This window comes from Ignavibacteriales bacterium, from assembly GCA_026390815.1.
Classification (GTDB): domain Bacteria; phylum Bacteroidota; class Ignavibacteria; order Ignavibacteriales; family SURF-24; genus JAPLFH01.
The window spans coordinates 16152-35555 of the sequence record JAPLFH010000047.1 but is presented as its reverse complement, the minus strand read 5'-3'; the positions used below and the strand labels follow the sequence as shown (position 1 = coordinate 35555).

Genomic DNA, 19404 nt, shown 5'->3' with positions numbered 1-19404 from the left:
AATTTTAAATTCTGTTACACCGTTTAATAAAATTAAATCGGCATTATATTTTTAATCAAATCCATACCTGTAACCAAATGATTTAACATATTTTTCCTTAAATGTAACATTGATGATCTGTTTTAAATATGAGGCAAAAATGCCAAATCCGCCAGTAACATTTGAATAATCACTTTCATCAATCCGTACAGAAAAATCATCCAGGTAACCATGTATTGATGAATAATAATTTGAAAGCGGCTTATCAAAAACTAACAATTCATATTCTGCCTTCTTTAATTCAAATTTACTTTTATCAGTTTCACCCTTGGAAATTTCTTTCATGGCAGAATCGAGCGCTGAATTTTCAAAAGTTATAGCTGAATTTTTTGTAATTGATGGAAAGACAGGAAGATCCTGATCTCCAATTCTATTATAAGTAATAGGAACTTCTTTATTGTACCATGTAATTGTTGAACCTTCCCTGATTGTATAAGTAAATCTGAATCTTGATAAATAATAAATTCCAGTACCTGTACTTTTCCAGGCAAAAGTGTAATTCGGTTTGTCTGCTGAAGGAATCATTCTGTCTACCGAATCAATACTTATCTTTGCTGGAATTTTTGTTAATGATGATAAACTTCTTCCGTTAGTCAATTCAGCCTTAACTTCAACATATTTATCATCACCGGGTTTAAAGTTTTTTAAATAATAATAATAGACCGGACTTTTATAGCGTGATGTATCATTCCGTGCGATTGTTGTATCCCTCATTGTATAAACATCTGAATCATACCAGATTTTTATATCAGCATCTTTAATAGCCGGATCAATTTCATTCTCATAAGGATCAACTCCGTTGACAGTATAGCTATGTGTTAACACAGCAATTTGATAGGAAGTATCTCCGCGTACAATGAAGTTTAAAATATATCTATCCCTAAAAGGTGCTTTTGGATTCACATTCTCTTCGCAGGAAGACAAAAAGAGTGAACAAAGAGATAGAACTAAAATTAATATATAAAATGGTTGATGCTTGATTATTGATTGTTTATGAAATAAATATTTTTTACTTAATGATTTTATTTTTTTATAGGGCGATAACAGTGAATGATCTTCCATTTCCGCATTCCTCAATCCCATTTCCCTCGTCCCTTGTCCCATTTCCCTCGTCACTTGTCCCCTGTCTCTCGACCCTTGTCCCATTTCCCTCGTCCCTTGTCCCCTTTCTCTCGTCCCTTGTCCCCTGTCTCTCGACCCTTGTCCCATTTCCCTCGTCCCTTGTCCCCTTTCCCTTTTTATATCTTCTACTTTCATAAATCCACCCTTATAGAAGCTGTTGGTAAAAATGGAAGCATATTAACTCTTTTTCCGGTATCTCTTTCAAAATAGAAAATATTTTTTCTGTCATAAACGTTTATAACACTTGCACTGAAAGAAAAGTTTGTAAAAAACAATCTGAACTTCTTGGATAAACTTAAATCGAGCCTGTGATAATATGGCAGCCTGCCCAGATTTTTATCTGCCAGAATTTTATACGGTTGATAAGATTCGTATAAAAACCATTGGGAATATAAATCATCGAAATAAAGTTTATCATAAAATCCTTCAATCTGCGTAAACGGTTGACCCGAACTTAAAACCCACACACCACTTATATTCCAATCGTTGCCTAAATTATAATTTGCGCTAAAAGTTAATTGATGCCTGTAATCGTAACGCGGATAGTAGAGCCACTTGTTCGTTTCGCGATAAGCCCAGCTAAGAGAGTACGAAAGCATTGCTGTTACTCTTTGCTCCTGAAGCTGAAACATAAACTCTGCTCCGTATGATTCTCCTTTACTTGGAATTAAGTCCGGATCCTCTGCGCTAACTTTTTCCTTATTCAATTCTGTTACGTTTCTTAGTAATTTGTAATATGCCTCAACATTGAATAAAAGATTTTCTGTTAGGTTAACATCAGCGCCAACAACATAATGAATTGCCGATGGAGCAGTCAAATAGTCCGGAACAATTATCCAAGGTTCAAAGAGTGAAATGATATCGTTGTCATCAGAAAGAGTTACCATCTCCTGCGAATAAATTCCCCAGGCAACTTTAAGTGAAAGCAAAGGACTGATATTAAACTTTGCATTCAATCTTGGTTCGAACCGTGAATTATTATTACTTGCAAGTGGTGCCGCATTTATTCTAACACCAGCGTCCGCAACAAACTCATCAAAGCGAAGAAGCCGGTATTTTCCATAAACAAAAATGCTCGCTCCAAAATCGCTGATGGTGGTTCTTACATTCCGTAAGTTTTCAAAGTAATAGTCTGTTTTAAAAGATTTTATTGAGTATCCAACTCGCAGTTCGTCACGGCTATCGTAGATGTAATTAAAATCCATTTTTAAGGTTATGTCATCAACTTTATTTTTTCTTGGGAGAGCGCTGCTTTGGTTAGGAAAAACTTCTGCATTAAAACCGCTCCAGGAAAGTGTAAGCTCGGAGTAAAGAGGACTTTCCCACGCCTGAAACCAATTTGCTCCAAAGATGTTATTGGTCCAGCTAAAATCTTCTTTAAGTTTATTATCATTTTTTAAACGGTCTTTGCTGGTAAAACCAAACACAGAAACTCTGGTTAATGTTTTATCATCATTCGTAGAGTAATTTGCTTTGAAAGAAAAATCATAGAAATCGAACGGTGCATCTTTGTAGTTGGTGAATTTCTTTAGAACATTATCGAACAAACTTTTTCTACCGGTAATAATAAATGATCCGTTTGGAATTGGTCCTTCAACTGAAGCTTTGGTTGTAAGAAAGCTTAAATTGGCAGAACCAGTATAGCGGTTTCGGTTTCCGTTTTTTGTTACAAGATTTAATACAGAAGATAACCGTTCACCAAACTCTGCTGTGTAGCCGCCTTTATAAAACTCAACTACGTTAATCATTTCAGGATCGATAACGCTGAACAACCCCATCGCGTGGAAAGGATTGTAAACCGAAACACCATTGAGCAGAACCAGATTCTGATCGCTTGAACCGCCGCGCACATAATAACGTGCAGAAACATCGCCTGTGGATTTTACACCCGGTATAAGCTGAAGCGAACGCATTACATCGGTCTCTACACCTTTTGGTAAAAGCTCTAATTCCTTTATCGTCATTCTTTGCAAACCAAGATCTGTTTCTTTCTCTCTCGATATTCTTTTGCCAACCGCTTCAATTTCATCCAATTGATAATTAGTTGGAACGAGCGAAATTGTAATTTGAGTAATCTTTCCAGTTGTAAGATTTATTGGAATTCTTTTGATTCTGTACCCAACGTGAGTAATCTTAACAACAAAATCTTTTTTTGCGGGAATGGAAGGAAGAGTAAAATTACCATTCAGATCAGATGCAATTCCAAGTTTTGTTCCTTCAATCAGGATATTAACGTATGCAAGCGATTCACCGCTGGTGGAATCTTCTACTGTACCACGGAGAGTGCCTGTTTGAGCAGACACAAATCCAGTGATGGTAATGAATAGAAGTATGAGAACATGTATGTTATTATTCATATCAATTAATATAAAAATTTAACGCAAAGTTAGTTAAAAGAGGGTAAACAGAAAAATTTATTCGGATTTATTTTCATCTGAAGTTCTTAAACTTTACCAAACCACCACCATATGTTCCAATCCATTTGTACATATTTTTATCTATGGCGATTGCATTAACTCCATCAGCATTAATTGGTGAATTATACTTATTAAAAATGCCTTTAAAACCAATGTTATTAAACAATAAACCAAAACCGTTTAAACTTGAACCCATCCAAACATGATTAAATTTATCCACTGAGATAGTTGTAATATCGCTGTTAAAAATATTATCCAAAAGTTTAAACTCATTATTTATCAAAATAGCAATACCATTTGACCCCATATAAATTGTACCTATATAAAGTTCACCTAAAACTCCGACTGCAAGTGCAGATATTCTATTTGGAATTGAAGAATTAGTTGAATTATAAAAAACAGATTTTCCTTCCGGTTTGAAATTGACCAAGCCCTCTCTTGTCCCTATCCAAATATTAGTATCGATAATAGCAATAGATGATATATAATTTGATGGCAAATCAGAATTATCTATGTCATATGCCTTCCAACTGTTACTGTTAAAAACTGCAACTCCTTTATTGTAAGTACCAATCCAAAGGTTACCATTTTTATCTTTGGTTAGCGCTGTTATCATGTCCGCTGGTAAGCCCGAATTGTTTTTGTCATAGATTGTCCAGCTATTATTATAAAATTTTACAAGACCAGCACTTGTCGTTCCTATCCATATATTGTCTTCATCGTCAATATATAAAACATTTATTCTGTTATCAGGCAATGGTGAATTATCAGTAGCGTAAATTATCCAGTCTTTTTCATCGAACACTGCAAGCCCTCCACCGTCTGTTCCAATCCATTTTAAATTATTCTTATCTACAGCTATGCTTAGGATATAACTGGAAGGCAATCCTGAATTGGATGTCTTAAAATTTACCCAAACAGTTGTATCTACTAATACTTTGTAAATTGATGTTATAGCTTGGCTTTGAACGGTAACATCAATACTATCATCCAGGTAACGATCCTTTTTAAATTTAACCTTATATTCACCAGGGAATAAATTACTTATTTGATATGGTGTTTTCTTCCCTAAAGCTGAGTCATTAAGAAATATATCTGCATCAGTTGGATGAGTTTTACAATCAATATAACCACACATTGCTAAGTTTTTAGTAAAATCAAAAAAAAAGTTTAATCTTTCACTTTCAATAATATTCAATTGAAGTGTTGAATCTTTCCATCCTGTAAGTCTAAGAGTTACTGTTTGCTTTCCAGCTTCCAACCATCGCAAACTATCAGGTGTAACTTTGCCAGTATTTCGTCCATTCAAATAAATTTTTGCATAATTAGGATTCGATTCAATATAAACGAAACCTGTATGTATAGGTTCTTCAGGAGGACTAACTGAAACTTCTTTGTTGCAGGAGAGGATAAGAGCAACTACAAAAATTGTTATGTACTTTAATTTTATATTGAAGCTCTTCATTGGTTCATATTGTAGTTTTTTTATAAATCCCATAAACATATTAATACATGGATAAATCTTAGTCAACCTATTTTTTACGTATAGCAATATAATTTAATTATGATTGAGGTTTGCATCCGGTTTGAATATTCCATTATATGCAATTTATCGTTTTATTGGTCTGTCAGCTTAGTTTTTGATTTCGCAATAATTTCTTTATTACTAATTCCTTTTTTGCTATTTTTAAAACAAAGAGATGGGTTATGAAAAAAAATCTTCCCTTATTTATAATTGCAATAACTTTATCATTTTTAAACATTTCCTGCGAGGAAAATTTTAGTCCTAAAGAAGATTTTAAAGAAAGAAATATTCTTTACTGTATTATAGCCGTTGATCAATATTTATACTACCCGTTGTATCCTATTGTAATGCTAACAAAAACTTATGATAACCCGACTTACACGCCACCAAAAGATAACAAAACTGCACCATCCATATCCGGAGCACAAATTCGCTTGAAGATAAATGGAATTGGCAATGGATACAGCTTTTTGGAAGACACGCTGGATTCCAGAGAATTTAAACCTTATATGCCGGAGATTTACTATAAATTAGCAGATGCAGCAGGATTAACTTTAACATACGGCGCTGCTCTTTCTTTGTCTATAACACTTCCAGATGGAAAAATCCTTGAAGCAAAAACCAGAATTCCTTCATCAAAAGGTTTTGAATATTCATATCCCTTCTATCACGGAATTACTACTTTGATTGATCAATGGCGATGGGGAAAAAGTTGGATTATTTCATGGAATGCACAAGAAGGAAACCTATACTTTCCTAAATTAATTATGTACTATACAAAAAATTCTATACCACCACCGAAAAATTCTTTTATAATAGAAATTCCGATGCGTTATATAAAGAAGGCTAATGGAAATCTCCCTGTTTATCCATCTTATAGTCGCGAATCTTCAGTTAGCTACGATTATTCTGCAATTGATTCTTTAATGGTACAAATTTCTGCGGGCGATCCGGATAAATCTGATTATTTAATTGATATTGTTAAGTTTGAATTGCTTGAATTTGATTACAATCTTTCCAATTATTACTCCAGCCTCAACGGTTATTTGGATGATTACTCAATCAGGTTAGATGAATCAACTTACACAAACGTATCTGGTGGAATAGGAATTTTGGGTACCTCTCTGATTTCTAGTGAGTATTTCTTTTTTGATAAGAAATATGTTGAATCATTTGGTTATAAAAATTAACTAAAAAAATGAGTTCTAATTTTTATTTAGATAAATATTACGATTATATAAGCTGCATTGTGATTATAAAACTAAGTCATATATCTCAATTTTGGGTGATTGTCAACCGAAAAATTATCTATAATTTTTATACTTGATCAATCCATTGCCGCCGGTTCCTATCCATTTGTACATTTCTTTATCCACTGCAATTGTGTTTACCATGTTTGAGGTAATTGGTGAATTGTGTTTATTAAAAACATCCCTGAACACAAATCTTCCATTGATAAGTCCAAATCCGTTTATCGCTGAACCAGCCCAAATATAATTATACTTATCAATGGTTAATGTAGAAATATCAATATAATTTGATTGAATTAATGTCCAACTGCCCGCTTCGTATTTAGATAATCCACCTGGAATTTGGCTTCCTAAATCATAAAGAAATCCGGCATATAGAATACCATTATTATCGATTGCTAATGACGAACAAATATTTGATGGAGGTAAATCTGCATTTGCTGAATTATAAACTGTCCAATTGTTACCATCATATTTTACTATGCCACTTCTATCGGTTCCAATCCATAAGGTTCCATCTCTATCGAATATTATTGCTGAAATAAAATTACTTGGCAAACCGGAATTAGTTGTATTAAAAACTTCCCAATCGTTTCCTCTAAGAACAGCCACACCTTTATTATAGGTACCTATCCATAGATTATTATTCTCATCAGAAGTAATTGCTGTTATCATATCCCCGGGTAAACCAGAATTAGCGGAATTGTAAATGGTCCAGTTAATACCATCAAATTTTACTAAGCCATAATTTGTAGTTCCAATCCATTTGTTATTGTTTTTATCTAAATACAAAGCATTTATTCTATTATCAGGCAAGGGCGAATTTGATTTATTGTAATTTGTCCATTCCTTTCCATTAAATGAAGCAAATCCATTGTCATCAGTTCCTATCCATATTATATTTTCATTGTCTATGGCAGCATTAAGAATAAAATTAGAAGGAATTGAGCTATTAGATTTATTATAAGCGACCCACACAGCAGTATCAGCTAATACACGGTAAATTGAAGTTATTTTTTGGCTTTCCACTTTTACAGTTAGAGTATCAAACCAATATCTATCTTTATGGAAACCAAGATTGTAATAGCCGGGCAGTAAATTATAGATTGTATAAGGCGTGGTTTTTCGCAAATCCTTGCCATCCAAAAAAATTTGTCCTCCAACAGGATGAGTTTTGCACTCAATTGCACCAAACATTGCTGGATTATATGAAAAATCAATATTAAAGTTTTGTCTTTGTTGCTCTTTTACATTAACAATGAATGCGCTGTCTTTCCATCCTTCTAACCTTAAAAATATTTTATATATCCCTTCTTTAAGCCAGCGGATACTATCGGGAGTAAACTTTCCGGTATTTCTATTCTCTAAAAATATTTTCGCGTGCGTTGGATTCGATGCGATAAAAATTATTCCAGTATGAACCGGTTCTTCTGGTGGATCAACTGTTATTTCTTTGTTGCAGGAAAAGAAAAACAATAATGAAATTATTAGTAAATGTATCTTTAAATACTTCATGTTTAAAACTAAAAACAACTGCCAGTTGTTATTAAATACCAAGCTTGTGAGATTCCATATTTAACACAAAGATCTGTTTTTGTTGGTTCTCCTTTAAGTTATTCTAATAAAGTTGAAAGTAAAAGACCGTTGATTAAAATTATTTTATCACTAACATTTTCTTAGTTGAAACAAAATTACCTGTCCTAAGCTGGTAGAAATAAATACCACTTGAAAATCCCGCTGAGCGAGAACTTGCATTAAATTCTACTCGATAACGACCTGCTGGCTTTTCTTCATTTACTAATGTTGCTACTTCTCTTCCCAGAACATCATAAACTTTAAGTACTACAAATCCTGCCGCTGGAATTTGATAATGTATTGTTGTCGAAGGATTGAATGGATTGGGATAATTCTGATATAAAAAATATTCCGCAGGGACAACTTTTTCTTCTTTACGTTCTACTCCGGTCGCTTCATTAAACTTATTTAACATTATGTTTTGCACAAGTTCTTTTGCTTGTTCCTGGTTCATATAATAAAGAGGAAAGCTAAGTGTTATTACTTTGTAATCGCTGCCAAGATATTCTACTCCTACCGGCAATCCTTTCATACTGCCCTTTGATGATGCTGAATCATATTTAGTATCATAATTATATATTTCTTTGCCACCAGGAGCAGCCGAAATACTCTCAATATTTAATAAATGATATTTTAAATTAGCTGCCGTTTTGGTTGTATCAACTTCTAACAAATTATAACTCAGATCAATTGGCTTTGCACTAAAAAAGAGTGTATTTGGCTTTCTTTCCATATGCTTTATCTTGAAGACATCGTACATGAAATCTCCCACATTGTAGTCTGCTTCATAAAAAATATTGCTTACCAAGGCTTTTGAAGGGAGAAAACTATCAAACAATAATTTCCCACCAGCTTCTAAATATTTTTTAATATCCTCACTATTTTTAAATGCAAGCAAATTTACATCATCATTGCCATGCCATAGAATCGAAGAGAACGCCCCGAGATCTGATAAAGTAACATATCCATCTTTAACAATATCAAAATCCTTTTTGTTAAAATTATAGAGCAATTGACTATAAAAAGTATCAACTTGTGCATCTGATGGATTAGTTAATGCACCTGTACCATCTTTGGTTTCATCAACTACTAGGATTCCTTGGTCTAAAGAAATTGCTCTTGCTTTTACTATTTTATTAAAATTACTTTCTCTGCCCATACTATCAACCGCTTTAACTTCATAAAAATAATAGATTCCATTTTGTGCAGTATCATCTAAATATGATGTATCTTTAATTACTTCTGTGTTTAATTTTATTTTTTCCCCTTGTAGAGCTAATCCTCTGTAAATGTTAAATCCATTAACTCTGGTTTCACTATAAGGTCTCCACTGTAATTCTATTTTGTACAATTTTGGTCTAGCGATTAAAATATATATAGGCTTGGGAAGCAAATTTGACTCTATTGCCGATATTAATGTAGCACAAATAATTTTAATTATTTCCGTACAATATTCCATATTATAATTTTCAACAAGATCATTGGAGGAATGATATAATGTTCCGTTGAATTGATCTTCCATAAAATCAATTGTCGGTATTTTGTTACTAAAAAACTCTCCGTTATCAGCACTCACTATATCAGTTTTACTTATTACATTAAGAACTGATACTCCTTGTACAGTAAATTCTGAAAGATTTTTATAAAATAAAAAGTCACTGGGATTGTAAAAAATCTGTACAGCACTATTTTTTAAAGGTAAAGTTGAGTTAGCAATCATATCACTATTTATTGCTAAAATAACTTTCTTCCCTTGTCCAAGAATTTTATCTGCAAAGCATTTGCTGCCAGAAGGGTGACACAATTCTTCACCATCATATGCAATAAATTTAATTGTTGCATTGGGTTTATACCCTTTTTCCATTATTACCCGCGCACACTCAAGGACAGATGAAACACCGCTTGCGTTATCATCGGCGCCGGGAGCGCTTATCATTGGATCTGCACCCTTGTTGTTCATTGAATCATAATGCCCGCCAATAACAAATACCTCATTTGAATCAACGGTTCCCTTTAAAGTAGCAACGATATTCTTTTGCAAGGCCGGAATATTATATGTTCCTAAAACCAAACCTGTACACGTATCAATTTCAACGTCAGTAAGCCCAAAGCTTTTAAATTTGTTTACTAACCAATTAACCACTGAGTCTTTATTTGGAGCTATGACCATACGTGTTTTAAAATCCTGCAATGACTGAATATAGCTTCTGATTGAATCACTGTTTATCTCAGAAACTATACTTGTAATAAGTGAATCTGTAGATAGTGAATTGGAAGATTTACTAAATATCGGATTTGTTTGTGAAGCAATAAATCCTGCTAAAAGCAAATGAAGACAAAATACTTTTATGGTAATAGCTTTCATTTCATCCCTGCGTTTATTTTCAAAAGCAATTTATAACAATCGTTTTATAAACACAATTAAATCAGTTTTAACTTTAATCTTATTTATCGTGTGATAAAATGTTTTACTCACAATTATTTAATAAACAATGTTTTTTATTTCTAGAAAATTTCAGCTTTGTCTTTGGTGGGAAATTACTCATAAATGAATGTCACTAACAAAGGTTGCATTTATTTCATTTATCATTTTTACTGAATTAGTATAGAATTTCATCAATACTTCAAAAAGTGTTATTTACAGTTGAGCCAAAGTAGAAATTATAAACCATCTAAATCTAAGCACCCCAAACAACATAGGAGCGCATTTCTTTAAACCAAAATGTAAGCATCGCGATAATTTTTCTTTCAAATTTCTTCTCTTTGCAAATTCTTTTTTACTAATTCCTCTTAAATAAATTTCTTATATTCAACCTGAAAGAATTTTTGAGTTTATAAAACATTTTAAAATCTATGCAAAAAGAAACCAACCAGAATAATCTGGTAGAAGAATTTGCTCAAATTATAGAAAAAGCTCCAATTGGGATTTTATATTTCAATTCAAATTGGGAAATCAAACATATCAATGAAAATCTTTACAGCTTTGGTATACTTGATAAAAAGGAATCCGGTTCACTACTTGGCAAAAACTTGCTGGAAACTAAATCCATCAATTCCTTAAAGATAAAAGATGAATTATTAGGACTTGCTGAAGGAATATTTTTTGAAAAGGAAATTAAAAGTGTAAAAACAATCGGCGGTGGAGAAATTTCAATAATCGTAAAGGGCGCGACGCTTAATGAAAATGAAATTTTCAGCGGTGGAATTCTTGTAATTGAAGATTTACGTGTTACTGCAGATGCCCGCCAGGATAACCTGTTTAAGAATGATGCTTTTGAAAAAACACTTAAGGAGTATTGCGATTTCTTTTTTATAACCGATGCTAACTTTAATATCAAATATATTTCATCAAACGAGTTGGGGAAAAAGTTATTTGCCGACAAGGAAATAATAAACAATAATATAACTGATCTTTTCCAGGCTGCTTCTATTCAAAATGTTAAGCAGGCTATTGACAAATATTCAACAGAAAATCGGCCTGTTGTAGAAAACCTGCCACTGGACCAAAATGGAAACACTCTAACTTTACAATTAAAAATCCTACCATATAAACCTGCAAGAAAAAGTACTCAGCTTCTTTTTATAATGATAAAGGACATTTCTTTAGAAATTTTAGAAAGGAAAAAACACGAAGGAGAACTTGAAGAGTTAAAGCGATACCAAATAATTACATCATCAGTTTCTGATGCACTAATTGGTCTTGATTTAAATGGCAACATTAATTTCTGGAACAAATCAGCCGAATTATTATTCGACCACTCGCGCAGCGAGGTTTATGGAAAATTTATTGGAAAGGTAATTAAAGCATTCAATAAAAAGTATTTTGATGGCATTGTGGTAGAAATTGAAACGGGCGTTCCTTGGCAAAGTGAATTAAAGACTAAAAATAAGCAAGGCAAGGATGAACACATTGCTGTTAAAGTAATGTTAATGGTAGAAGAAAATTTCAAATCGATTGTTATGCTTTGCTCTAATGTAACTGAACGCATTGAAATCGAAAAGGAACTTAGAACTTCAGAGGAAAGATTTCGTAATATTGTTCTTAATGCAAATGAATTTATCTGTAATATGGATTTAGATGGCAAAATTATTTTTGCAAATCCCAGCTTTATTAAAATGTTTGAATATGAAGAGGCAGAACTCCGCTTCAAATTCTTTAAGGATCTGCTTGATGAATCATTTGATATTTTTAAATATTTCAACCTTGATGATTTTCTAAAGCCACAAGCTAAACCGATAGAATTACCGTGCATAGCTAAATCCGGAAAGAAGTTTTTCATCTTAGCAAATTTTTCACCGGTTTTTGACTATAGTAACCAGCTAAAATATTTTAACGGAATTTTTTCGGACATTACAGAAAAGAAAGAAGTTGAAAGACATTTATTAATGATTCGTTCCGTTTACGAAGCCTCCCGCGATGGTATTTCTGTTGAAGTTAATAAAAAAATAATTTTAGTGAATAATTCCTTTGCTAAAATTTTTGGGTATGAAAGTGCCGATCAAATAAGCGGTATGAACCCTTTAGAATTGGTAGCCGAAGATGATCGACCACGTATTGCATCTTATATTGGATTAAGAGAATCGAGAGAAGAAGCGCCAACAAATTTTGAATTTATTGGTAAAAGAAAAGATGGTACTGTTTTTTTTGTGGGTACCTCCGTTACTACGTATGAATCGGAATCCAATATTTATATTGTTTCTGTTTGCAGAGATGTTACTGAAAGGAAACGTGCCCAGGAAGCATTGAGGGATTCAGAGGAAAAGTACAGAAGTATTACTGAAAATATAGAAGACTTTTTATGGACCGCGGAAAGAATTGGCGATAGACTACGAAGTGTTTTTTATACATCAACTATAGAAAAGGTAACTGGCTACAAACAAGAACAATTCATCCGCGATTCTAAATTATGGTTTAAAATTATTTATCCGAATGATTCTGAATTTGTAAAGAACAAACTAAAGCTGCTGTTAAGCGATTCTGCAAGATTTTCCGATGAAATTGAATTTAGAATTGTAAATAGAATTGGAAACATCGTTTGGGTTAGAAATAAAATTAATGTAAAGCGTGATATTGATGGTAAGCCATCTAAAATTTATGGGTTAGTGAGCGATATTTCTTTAAGTAAAAAAGCAGAAGAAGATTTGAAGAAATCTGCCTTGCAGCTAAAAGAATTGAATGATGCAAAGGATAAATTTATTTCAATAATATCTCACGATATACGTACTCCATTTAGTTCAATCCTCGGATTTACAGAAATACTCCAAAGTGAAAAAAATATTTCTGAAGTGGAGAGAAATCAATATATAGGTCATATCCAGACATCCTCTAATAATATGTTAGCGTTGGTTAATTCTCTTTTAGATTGGACAAGGTTACAAACCGGAAGAGTTAAATTTGAACCCGAGAGATTGAATGCAAATGATATTGTTGAGAAGGCAATTAATATTGTTCAGGGAATTGCACTTAAAAAACAAATTATGATTCAATCCTTAGTTAAACAAAACGTATTTATTCACGCGGATGCTGATCTGCTACTTCAGGTTTTCAATAACCTTCTTTCCAATGCTATCAAGTTTACCAAAAATGGTGGGGATATTGTCATCTCTGCACATCCTAATCTAAGTCAAAATCAAATCCAATTTATTGTTAAAGATTCTGGAACCGGAATTCAGAAAGAAAACATAGAGAAACTCTTTAAAGTTGAGACAAAATATACAACAAATGGTACTGCCGGCGAACATGGAAGTGGTTTAGGATTATCGATTGTCCACGATATTGTTGAAAAGCATGGCGGTAAAATTTGGGTGGAAAGTGAATACGGAAGAAGTTCTGAATTTAATTTTACTATTCCGGTTGCCGCTGTTAATATTCTTTTAGTTGATGATAACAAAACTGATAGATTACTCTACACAAAAATCCTGAAGAATATTATTCCTGCATACAGAATTGATGTTGCTAATAACGGCAGAGAAGCTTTTGCAATACTTTTGCAGGCAACACCGGCTTTAATAATAACTGATCATAAGATGCCGGAGATGAGCGGTTACGATTTGGTAAAGAAAATTATGGTTTCTGATATTAAAGGCAAACCACCTGTAATAGTTTTAAGTGCTGATATAAACAAAAATATTACGGAAGAATACCGACAAATTGGAGTTGAATTTATCTTCCAGAAACCGGTTAATCTTAGCAGCCTTAGAACAGCAATTGAAAAGTCATTAAGGAAAGCGCTGTTTAGTTAATTATGAATTACGAATTTTTAATTACGAATTAAAAATTTAATAATTGAGTTTTACTTTAAATTAGGAAGAAATGGGAAGTCGTGAACCTTTTCATTTTATTTCAACATCCAGAATAGAAAATCTTGACCAACCTTTAAAATCATAGTGCCACCATTCTGTACGCATTGGTTCGAATCCAAACTTTATCATTGCAACTTCTAATATCTTTCTGTTCTTTTTTACCAGTTCCGGTAAATCCAGGTAATCGCGGTTAGCTTTTTTAGTAAAATCATCATAAGGTGTACCCATATCAATTTCATTACCCAGGGAATCAATAAGAGTAAGGTCTACAGCAGCGCCACGGTTATGCCGCGAGCCTTTAGCCGGGTTTGCAACATAATCTTCATTTGGCATAATAGCCCACATTTTTTTCTGAACTGAAAGCGGACGGTAGCAATCAAATATTTTTAAGCGAAGATTAAAATTTTTAACAAGATATTTTTGCACTTCAGACAATTTTTTACCAACAATTTTTCTTAAATATACTTTGGGTGTTGGATAAAGGATTTTGCCAGTAAAATTATTAATTGTTGCATACTTTACATCTGTAGCAATTGTTGAATCGATGCTTCCGAGAAAAACAATTGCTGTATCACTTTGTGAATAAAGAGGAATTGCAGAGACAAACAGGAATAGAAAAAGTAGCTTCATAATTTATCACCTAAACTTTGTTTTCTTATTTATCACTTTAGGCTCTTCAAAAGGAATGAACCACAAAGTTGAAACTAAAATAGTGGGATTTATTTTTTAATTAAAACATACCCATCTTTTGGCTGGAGTGTAATTGTTTTTAGAATTTTTCCTAAAGAAACTATACCAGCTTTTTCTGGATTAACTAAAATATCCCACTCACCTTCTGGCAGATCAAACCTAACTTCCGTTTTATTCTCGGAATTTAATAATACTAAAAATTCAGTTCCTTCATATTTTATTGAATATCCCAAAGCAAAAGGTTTTCCTTTCAACTCAATAAATTTTACATCTTCATAATTTGCTCTTCTGAAAGCAGTATATTTTTTTCTAAGCTCAATTAAACCTTTGTAATAATTAACCAAATCTCTGTTCAAATCCGCATGGTTAAAGTTTAGATAGTTGGTTTCATTATCTTTATTGTAAGAGTTGTGATCAATTGTTCCTTTTAAGGAATCCTTAACTTCTAAAGTTGTAGGAATTACTTTGCTGCGGGCATATTCCTGTCCTTCATCAATCATTGTAATTCCCTGGGAAGTAAAGAGAAAAAGTGAAGCAAGTTTATTCAACTTCAATTGAAGCGGAGAAAGTGCTGCATTCTTTTCCACATCTTTAATTTTTATATCCGGTTTTACTTCACCCGTTCCAATCCGGATAAAATCACCAAGTGTATAACCATCGTGGCTTTCTAAATAATTTACAGAATGTTCTTTTTGCTGAAAAAGTCCAAGTTTATCTTTAACTAATGTTCCGTTCACATAACTTTTAATTCTGTCAGCATTATTGTTACCATACCATTTTCCAAATATCCAGCCTTGTCCGTTGTTTGGATTTTCTCCTTTAACACCATTCCTTATCTGATCATTCCAGCTTCCCCATCCTCTTAAAGAAAATCCGGCAGGATCATATCCGCCACCCCAGGGTTCGCAAACAAAAACTACATTTGGATTTACTTTTTTAGCTTCGCGGATTATTTCCTCGATTGTTTCCCAATCAATTAATTTTCCTAAATCAAATCTAAATCCATCTATGTGATATTCTTTCATCCAATACAAAATGCTTTCAATTATCATTCGCCGAGCCATTGGTCTTTCAGTTTTAATATCATTTCCGCAGCCACTTTCTGATTTGTAATTTCCTTTATCATCAAAACGGAAATAATATTTGGAATCTATCTCCTTCAAATTACCAAGTTCAAATTCTGAAAGATGATTGTAAACAACATCCATCATAACACTAATGCCTTCCTTGTGGAAAGCTTTAACCATGTCCTTAAATTGCGTTACTGCCTTTGCTTCTTTTCCCATCCAGGTATTCCATTGAAGTTCCTTCCAATCCTCCGCATAGTAAGCTGCTGGGGCAAAGAAAGAAGCGGTCATATATCCCCAATAATTTCTTTCGTAGGGATTCCAGGCGTTATATTTTCCAGCTAAATGCTTCTTGTAAGGAATTTCAATGTTGGCAAATTCCTGGGAAGGTAAAAGTTCAACTGAATTTACTCCGAGAGATTTTATGTAGTTAATTCCACCTTTACCTTCTTTTTCAACTAAACCTTTGTAAGTACCGGGTTGGTTAGATCCAGATGAAGAATGTGCTGTAAGATCTTTGATGTGCATTTCATAAATAATTAAATCGCGCCAATCTTGTTGAATCCATTCATCGCCTTCCCAGTTATAATCCCCTTCTTTAACAACAATTGCTCTGCGTGGACTTAGATAAGTATTAAAAGTAGCCACAGCTTTAGCATAAGGATCGAGCGCTATAGTTTTACTGTTTTCTTTACCAGCTTCGTCAGTTACTTTAAATCCATAGAAAAGTCCATAATGTTCGCCATCAAAAACAAATTCCCAAACACCATCTTTATCCATTTGCATTAAAAATTCTTTACCAACTTCCTGTTCTGGTTTTTCAAATGTAGCAAGAATAATTTTTTTTGCATTTGGAGCGAATAATCTAAAATACGTTTTCCCTTCATCAACAAAAGAGCCGAGTCTTTTATTAGAATAGAATCTATTTAAATCTGTCTGAAGAAGTTCTTTGGATTCAGCAAGAGTTAAAACTTCCTGCTTGTTATCATCACTTATAAACAATATTGCACCTTCATTGTTAGAAAACCAAAGTAAAAGGAAATTTAGAATTATAAAAACTACTTTCATTATTTCACTCTGCATTTTTATGATAGCAACTTAGCAAATAAAATTCAAAGGGAAAAGATGGCTTCACTTTCTAAATTTATAATTTCTAACTTTATTGTCGAAAAAAATCAATCAGTATTGAGGTAAATTAATGGGAGAAATAAATCCACAATCTTCAGTATCAACTTTCTAACTTCTACTTCCCAGTTTCCAGTTTCTAATTTCCAATTTCCGGTTTCTAATTTCCAGTTTCTAATTTCCAGTTCCTAATTTCCAATTTCTAATTTCCAATTTCTAATTTCAAATTTCTAATTTCAAATTATTAAACATTCTAGGCAGCCATCTGAAATTTACTATCATCTAACCAGCATCATCTTTTTAACGCTAATAAAGCTGCCTGCCTGCCTTCCGGTAGGCAATGCTTTTAATTGATAAAGATAAACTCCGGAAGTTAATCCATAATTATCAGGATTAAATTCAATCTCATAATTGCCAGAAGGTTTTATTTCGTTAACCAAAGTTGCTATTTCGTTGCCGAGAATATCGAAAATTTTTAATTGAACTGAAAATGCAGATTGCACTCCACCAGATGGAATTGAATAGCGAATTAAAGTAGTTGGATTAAATGGATTTGGAAAATTCTGTTTTAATTCAAAAATTGTGGGGATACTGCCCGGTTCTGTTTCAGTAATAACATTTGAGTTTTTCATAATCCAATTATTTGGATCGAAAGATAAGGAATTTGGCATTCCAGCAATTTGAAGCTCAAAAGTTTGATTTTGCAAATCGTTGAACAATGTAATCAATGTATCTCCCACTGGAGTATTTATTTTTATTTGAATAGGCATTGTAAAAAAAGTTGGAGTGGAATTGGAAGTTTGATTGATAGTAAGTTTTATTTTATACAAATTATTTCCCAAAGCTGAATAATACCAACTTGCATTATATTCCGGAAAGTTCTCACCATAGATCCATTCACCAAAAAAATATTCCAGAGACTTTCCATAAATTGATTCAGCAACTGCCTGGAAATCTTCCGTAACTGCAACACCATAAGCAACTGATGGAGTAGAAGCATACGTTTTAAGGATTCTGAAAAAAACAGAATCGCCAACAATTCCTCTAAGCATATGCAAAACTAATCCGCCTTTAGAATAACTTTTCCTTGGATCAAAAATTTGGGATATGGTACTAATATTTTGAAGATATATTGAACCAACGGCTGGTTTCGCCCAATCCATTTCACTTACAATGTAACTATTATAACTATTCCTACCGTATTTAGCCTCAGTATAAATTCCTTCTGCATAAGTTGCAAAGCCTTCGTTAAGCCAAATGTTTTCCCAATCCTTGCAAGTTATTTTATCACCAAACCATTGATGAGAAAGTTCGTGAGCAATCAAAGATTCACCAAAACTACCTACGGATGCAATTGTTTGATGTTCCATTCCTCCGCCAAAACCACATTGTGCATGCCCGTATTTTTCATCAAGCCATGGATAGTCACCAAATTTTTCTGAAAATATTCTTAGCATATCAATTGTTTTTTTAAGCGCAGCAACATTACCGGCGTTGTAAGACTCCGGATAAATATAATGTACAACCAACATGGAATCGGTTGGTGAATATTTAAAGTAATCTTTAATTTCCACATAGTTAGACATAGCAATAGAAATTAAGTAGTTGGCAATCGGATACCGGTTTTTCCATTTATAAGTTGTTGTTCCATCACCATTGTCTATAACAGATTCCAGTGTACCATTTGAAATCGATCTAAAAAAATTGGTGCTTGTAATCCACACGTCAGAAGAGTCCGCTTTATCAGCAGGAGTATCTTTACTGGGCCACCACTCTTTAGCTCCATACGGTTCACTTAAAGACCAAACAACCTCTTTATTGTTATATGTATCATAAAATTCAAAGCTTCCAAATCCAGTTGAACTAGGTGTACCATGATAATAAACAACAACAGAGAATTTATTGCCGGAGTTATAAATTGTAACTAAATTAATTTCAAGGTTATCCTGGTTGTGTGTAAATGATAATTTTCGTCCTTTGGAAAGAACCGAATCCACATTTAGATAATTTGAGAGATCTAAAGAAATAGAATCCAATCCGTTGATAACACTACGCCCTGCTATTGTTACTTCTCCCTTTAACTCCCGTTTAGAGTAAAGAATATTTAGATTCAGTTTATAGTAAGTAACATCAAAGTTAGAATCACCGGGGTAATTTATTTTTTGTGTCTTAAATAAATTTTGATGTTGTGCGCGTTCCGATTTAAATAAATGCTCTTTAATATCCTGGGCGTTTACACCAACAAACAAAACAAGAAATAAAAATAAAACATGCTTTAGCATAAACAACCT

At 33.0% G+C, this 19404-nt stretch carries 10 protein-coding genes; 2 read left to right on the top strand and 8 right to left on the bottom strand.

The window, feature by feature from the left end; genetic code table 11:
* Nucleotides 1-51: 51 nt before the first annotated feature.
* The 3 genes from NTX22_14910 to NTX22_14900 form a co-directional block, all read right to left on the bottom strand.
* Nucleotides 52-1296, bottom strand: coding sequence for a DUF4249 family protein (locus tag NTX22_14910; protein MCX6151812.1), 1245 nt, complete (start codon nucleotides 1294-1296; stop codon nucleotides 52-54).
* Complete coding sequence (locus NTX22_14905) at nucleotides 1293-3518, bottom strand: TonB-dependent receptor (GenBank protein ID MCX6151811.1); 2226 nt, start codon at nucleotides 3516-3518, stop codon at nucleotides 1293-1295. The genes NTX22_14910 and NTX22_14905 overlap by 4 nt, the downstream gene beginning before the upstream one ends.
* Nucleotides 3519-3591: 73 nt before the next feature.
* The gene (locus NTX22_14900) at nucleotides 3592-5043 is read right to left on the bottom strand and encodes a PEGA domain-containing protein (GenBank protein ID MCX6151810.1); all 1452 of its coding nucleotides are present in this window, start codon (nucleotides 5041-5043) and stop codon (nucleotides 3592-3594) included.
* A 242-nt stretch (nucleotides 5044-5285) separates the two neighbouring features.
* On the opposite strand from NTX22_14900, the gene NTX22_14895 reads away from it, so the two are divergent.
* On the top strand, nucleotides 5286-6293 hold the full coding sequence (locus tag NTX22_14895) for a DUF4249 family protein (protein MCX6151809.1): 1008 nt from the start codon (nucleotides 5286-5288) through the stop codon (nucleotides 6291-6293).
* Nucleotides 6294-6407: 114 nt separating this feature from the next.
* Here NTX22_14895 and NTX22_14890 read toward each other — a convergent pair whose 3' ends face one another.
* On the bottom strand, nucleotides 6408-7910 hold the full coding sequence (locus NTX22_14890) for a PEGA domain-containing protein (GenBank protein MCX6151808.1): 1503 nt from the start codon (nucleotides 7908-7910) through the stop codon (nucleotides 6408-6410).
* A 97-nt stretch (nucleotides 7911-8007) separates the two neighbouring features.
* Nucleotides 8008-10293 carry a M20/M25/M40 family metallo-hydrolase gene (locus NTX22_14885; protein MCX6151807.1) on the bottom strand — a complete coding sequence of 762 codons (2286 nt, stop codon included), beginning with the start codon at nucleotides 10291-10293 and terminating at the stop codon, nucleotides 8008-8010.
* 488 nt (nucleotides 10294-10781) lie between these two features.
* Here NTX22_14885 and NTX22_14880 point away from each other — a divergent pair, with 488 nt between their 5' ends.
* The gene (locus tag NTX22_14880; GenBank protein MCX6151806.1) at nucleotides 10782-14171 is read left to right on the top strand and encodes a PAS domain S-box protein; all 3390 of its coding nucleotides are present in this window, start codon (nucleotides 10782-10784) and stop codon (nucleotides 14169-14171) included.
* A 90-nt stretch (nucleotides 14172-14261) separates the two neighbouring features.
* Here the strand turns inward: NTX22_14880 and NTX22_14875 are convergent, their stop codons facing one another.
* The 3 genes from NTX22_14875 to NTX22_14865 form a co-directional block, all read right to left on the bottom strand.
* Nucleotides 14262-14861 (bottom strand): M15 family metallopeptidase, encoded by a 600-nt coding sequence (locus tag NTX22_14875; GenBank protein MCX6151805.1) that lies wholly within the window; start codon nucleotides 14859-14861, stop codon nucleotides 14262-14264.
* Nucleotides 14862-14950: 89 nt separating this feature from the next.
* Entirely contained in the window at nucleotides 14951-17056 is a 2106-nt protein-coding gene (locus NTX22_14870; protein ID MCX6151804.1) for an alpha-amylase family glycosyl hydrolase, read from the bottom strand.
* A gap of 335 nt (nucleotides 17057-17391) precedes the next feature.
* Nucleotides 17392-19395 (bottom strand): M1 family metallopeptidase, encoded by a 2004-nt coding sequence (locus tag NTX22_14865; GenBank protein ID MCX6151803.1) that lies wholly within the window; start codon nucleotides 19393-19395, stop codon nucleotides 17392-17394.
* Between the last annotated feature and the right edge of the window lie 9 nt (nucleotides 19396-19404).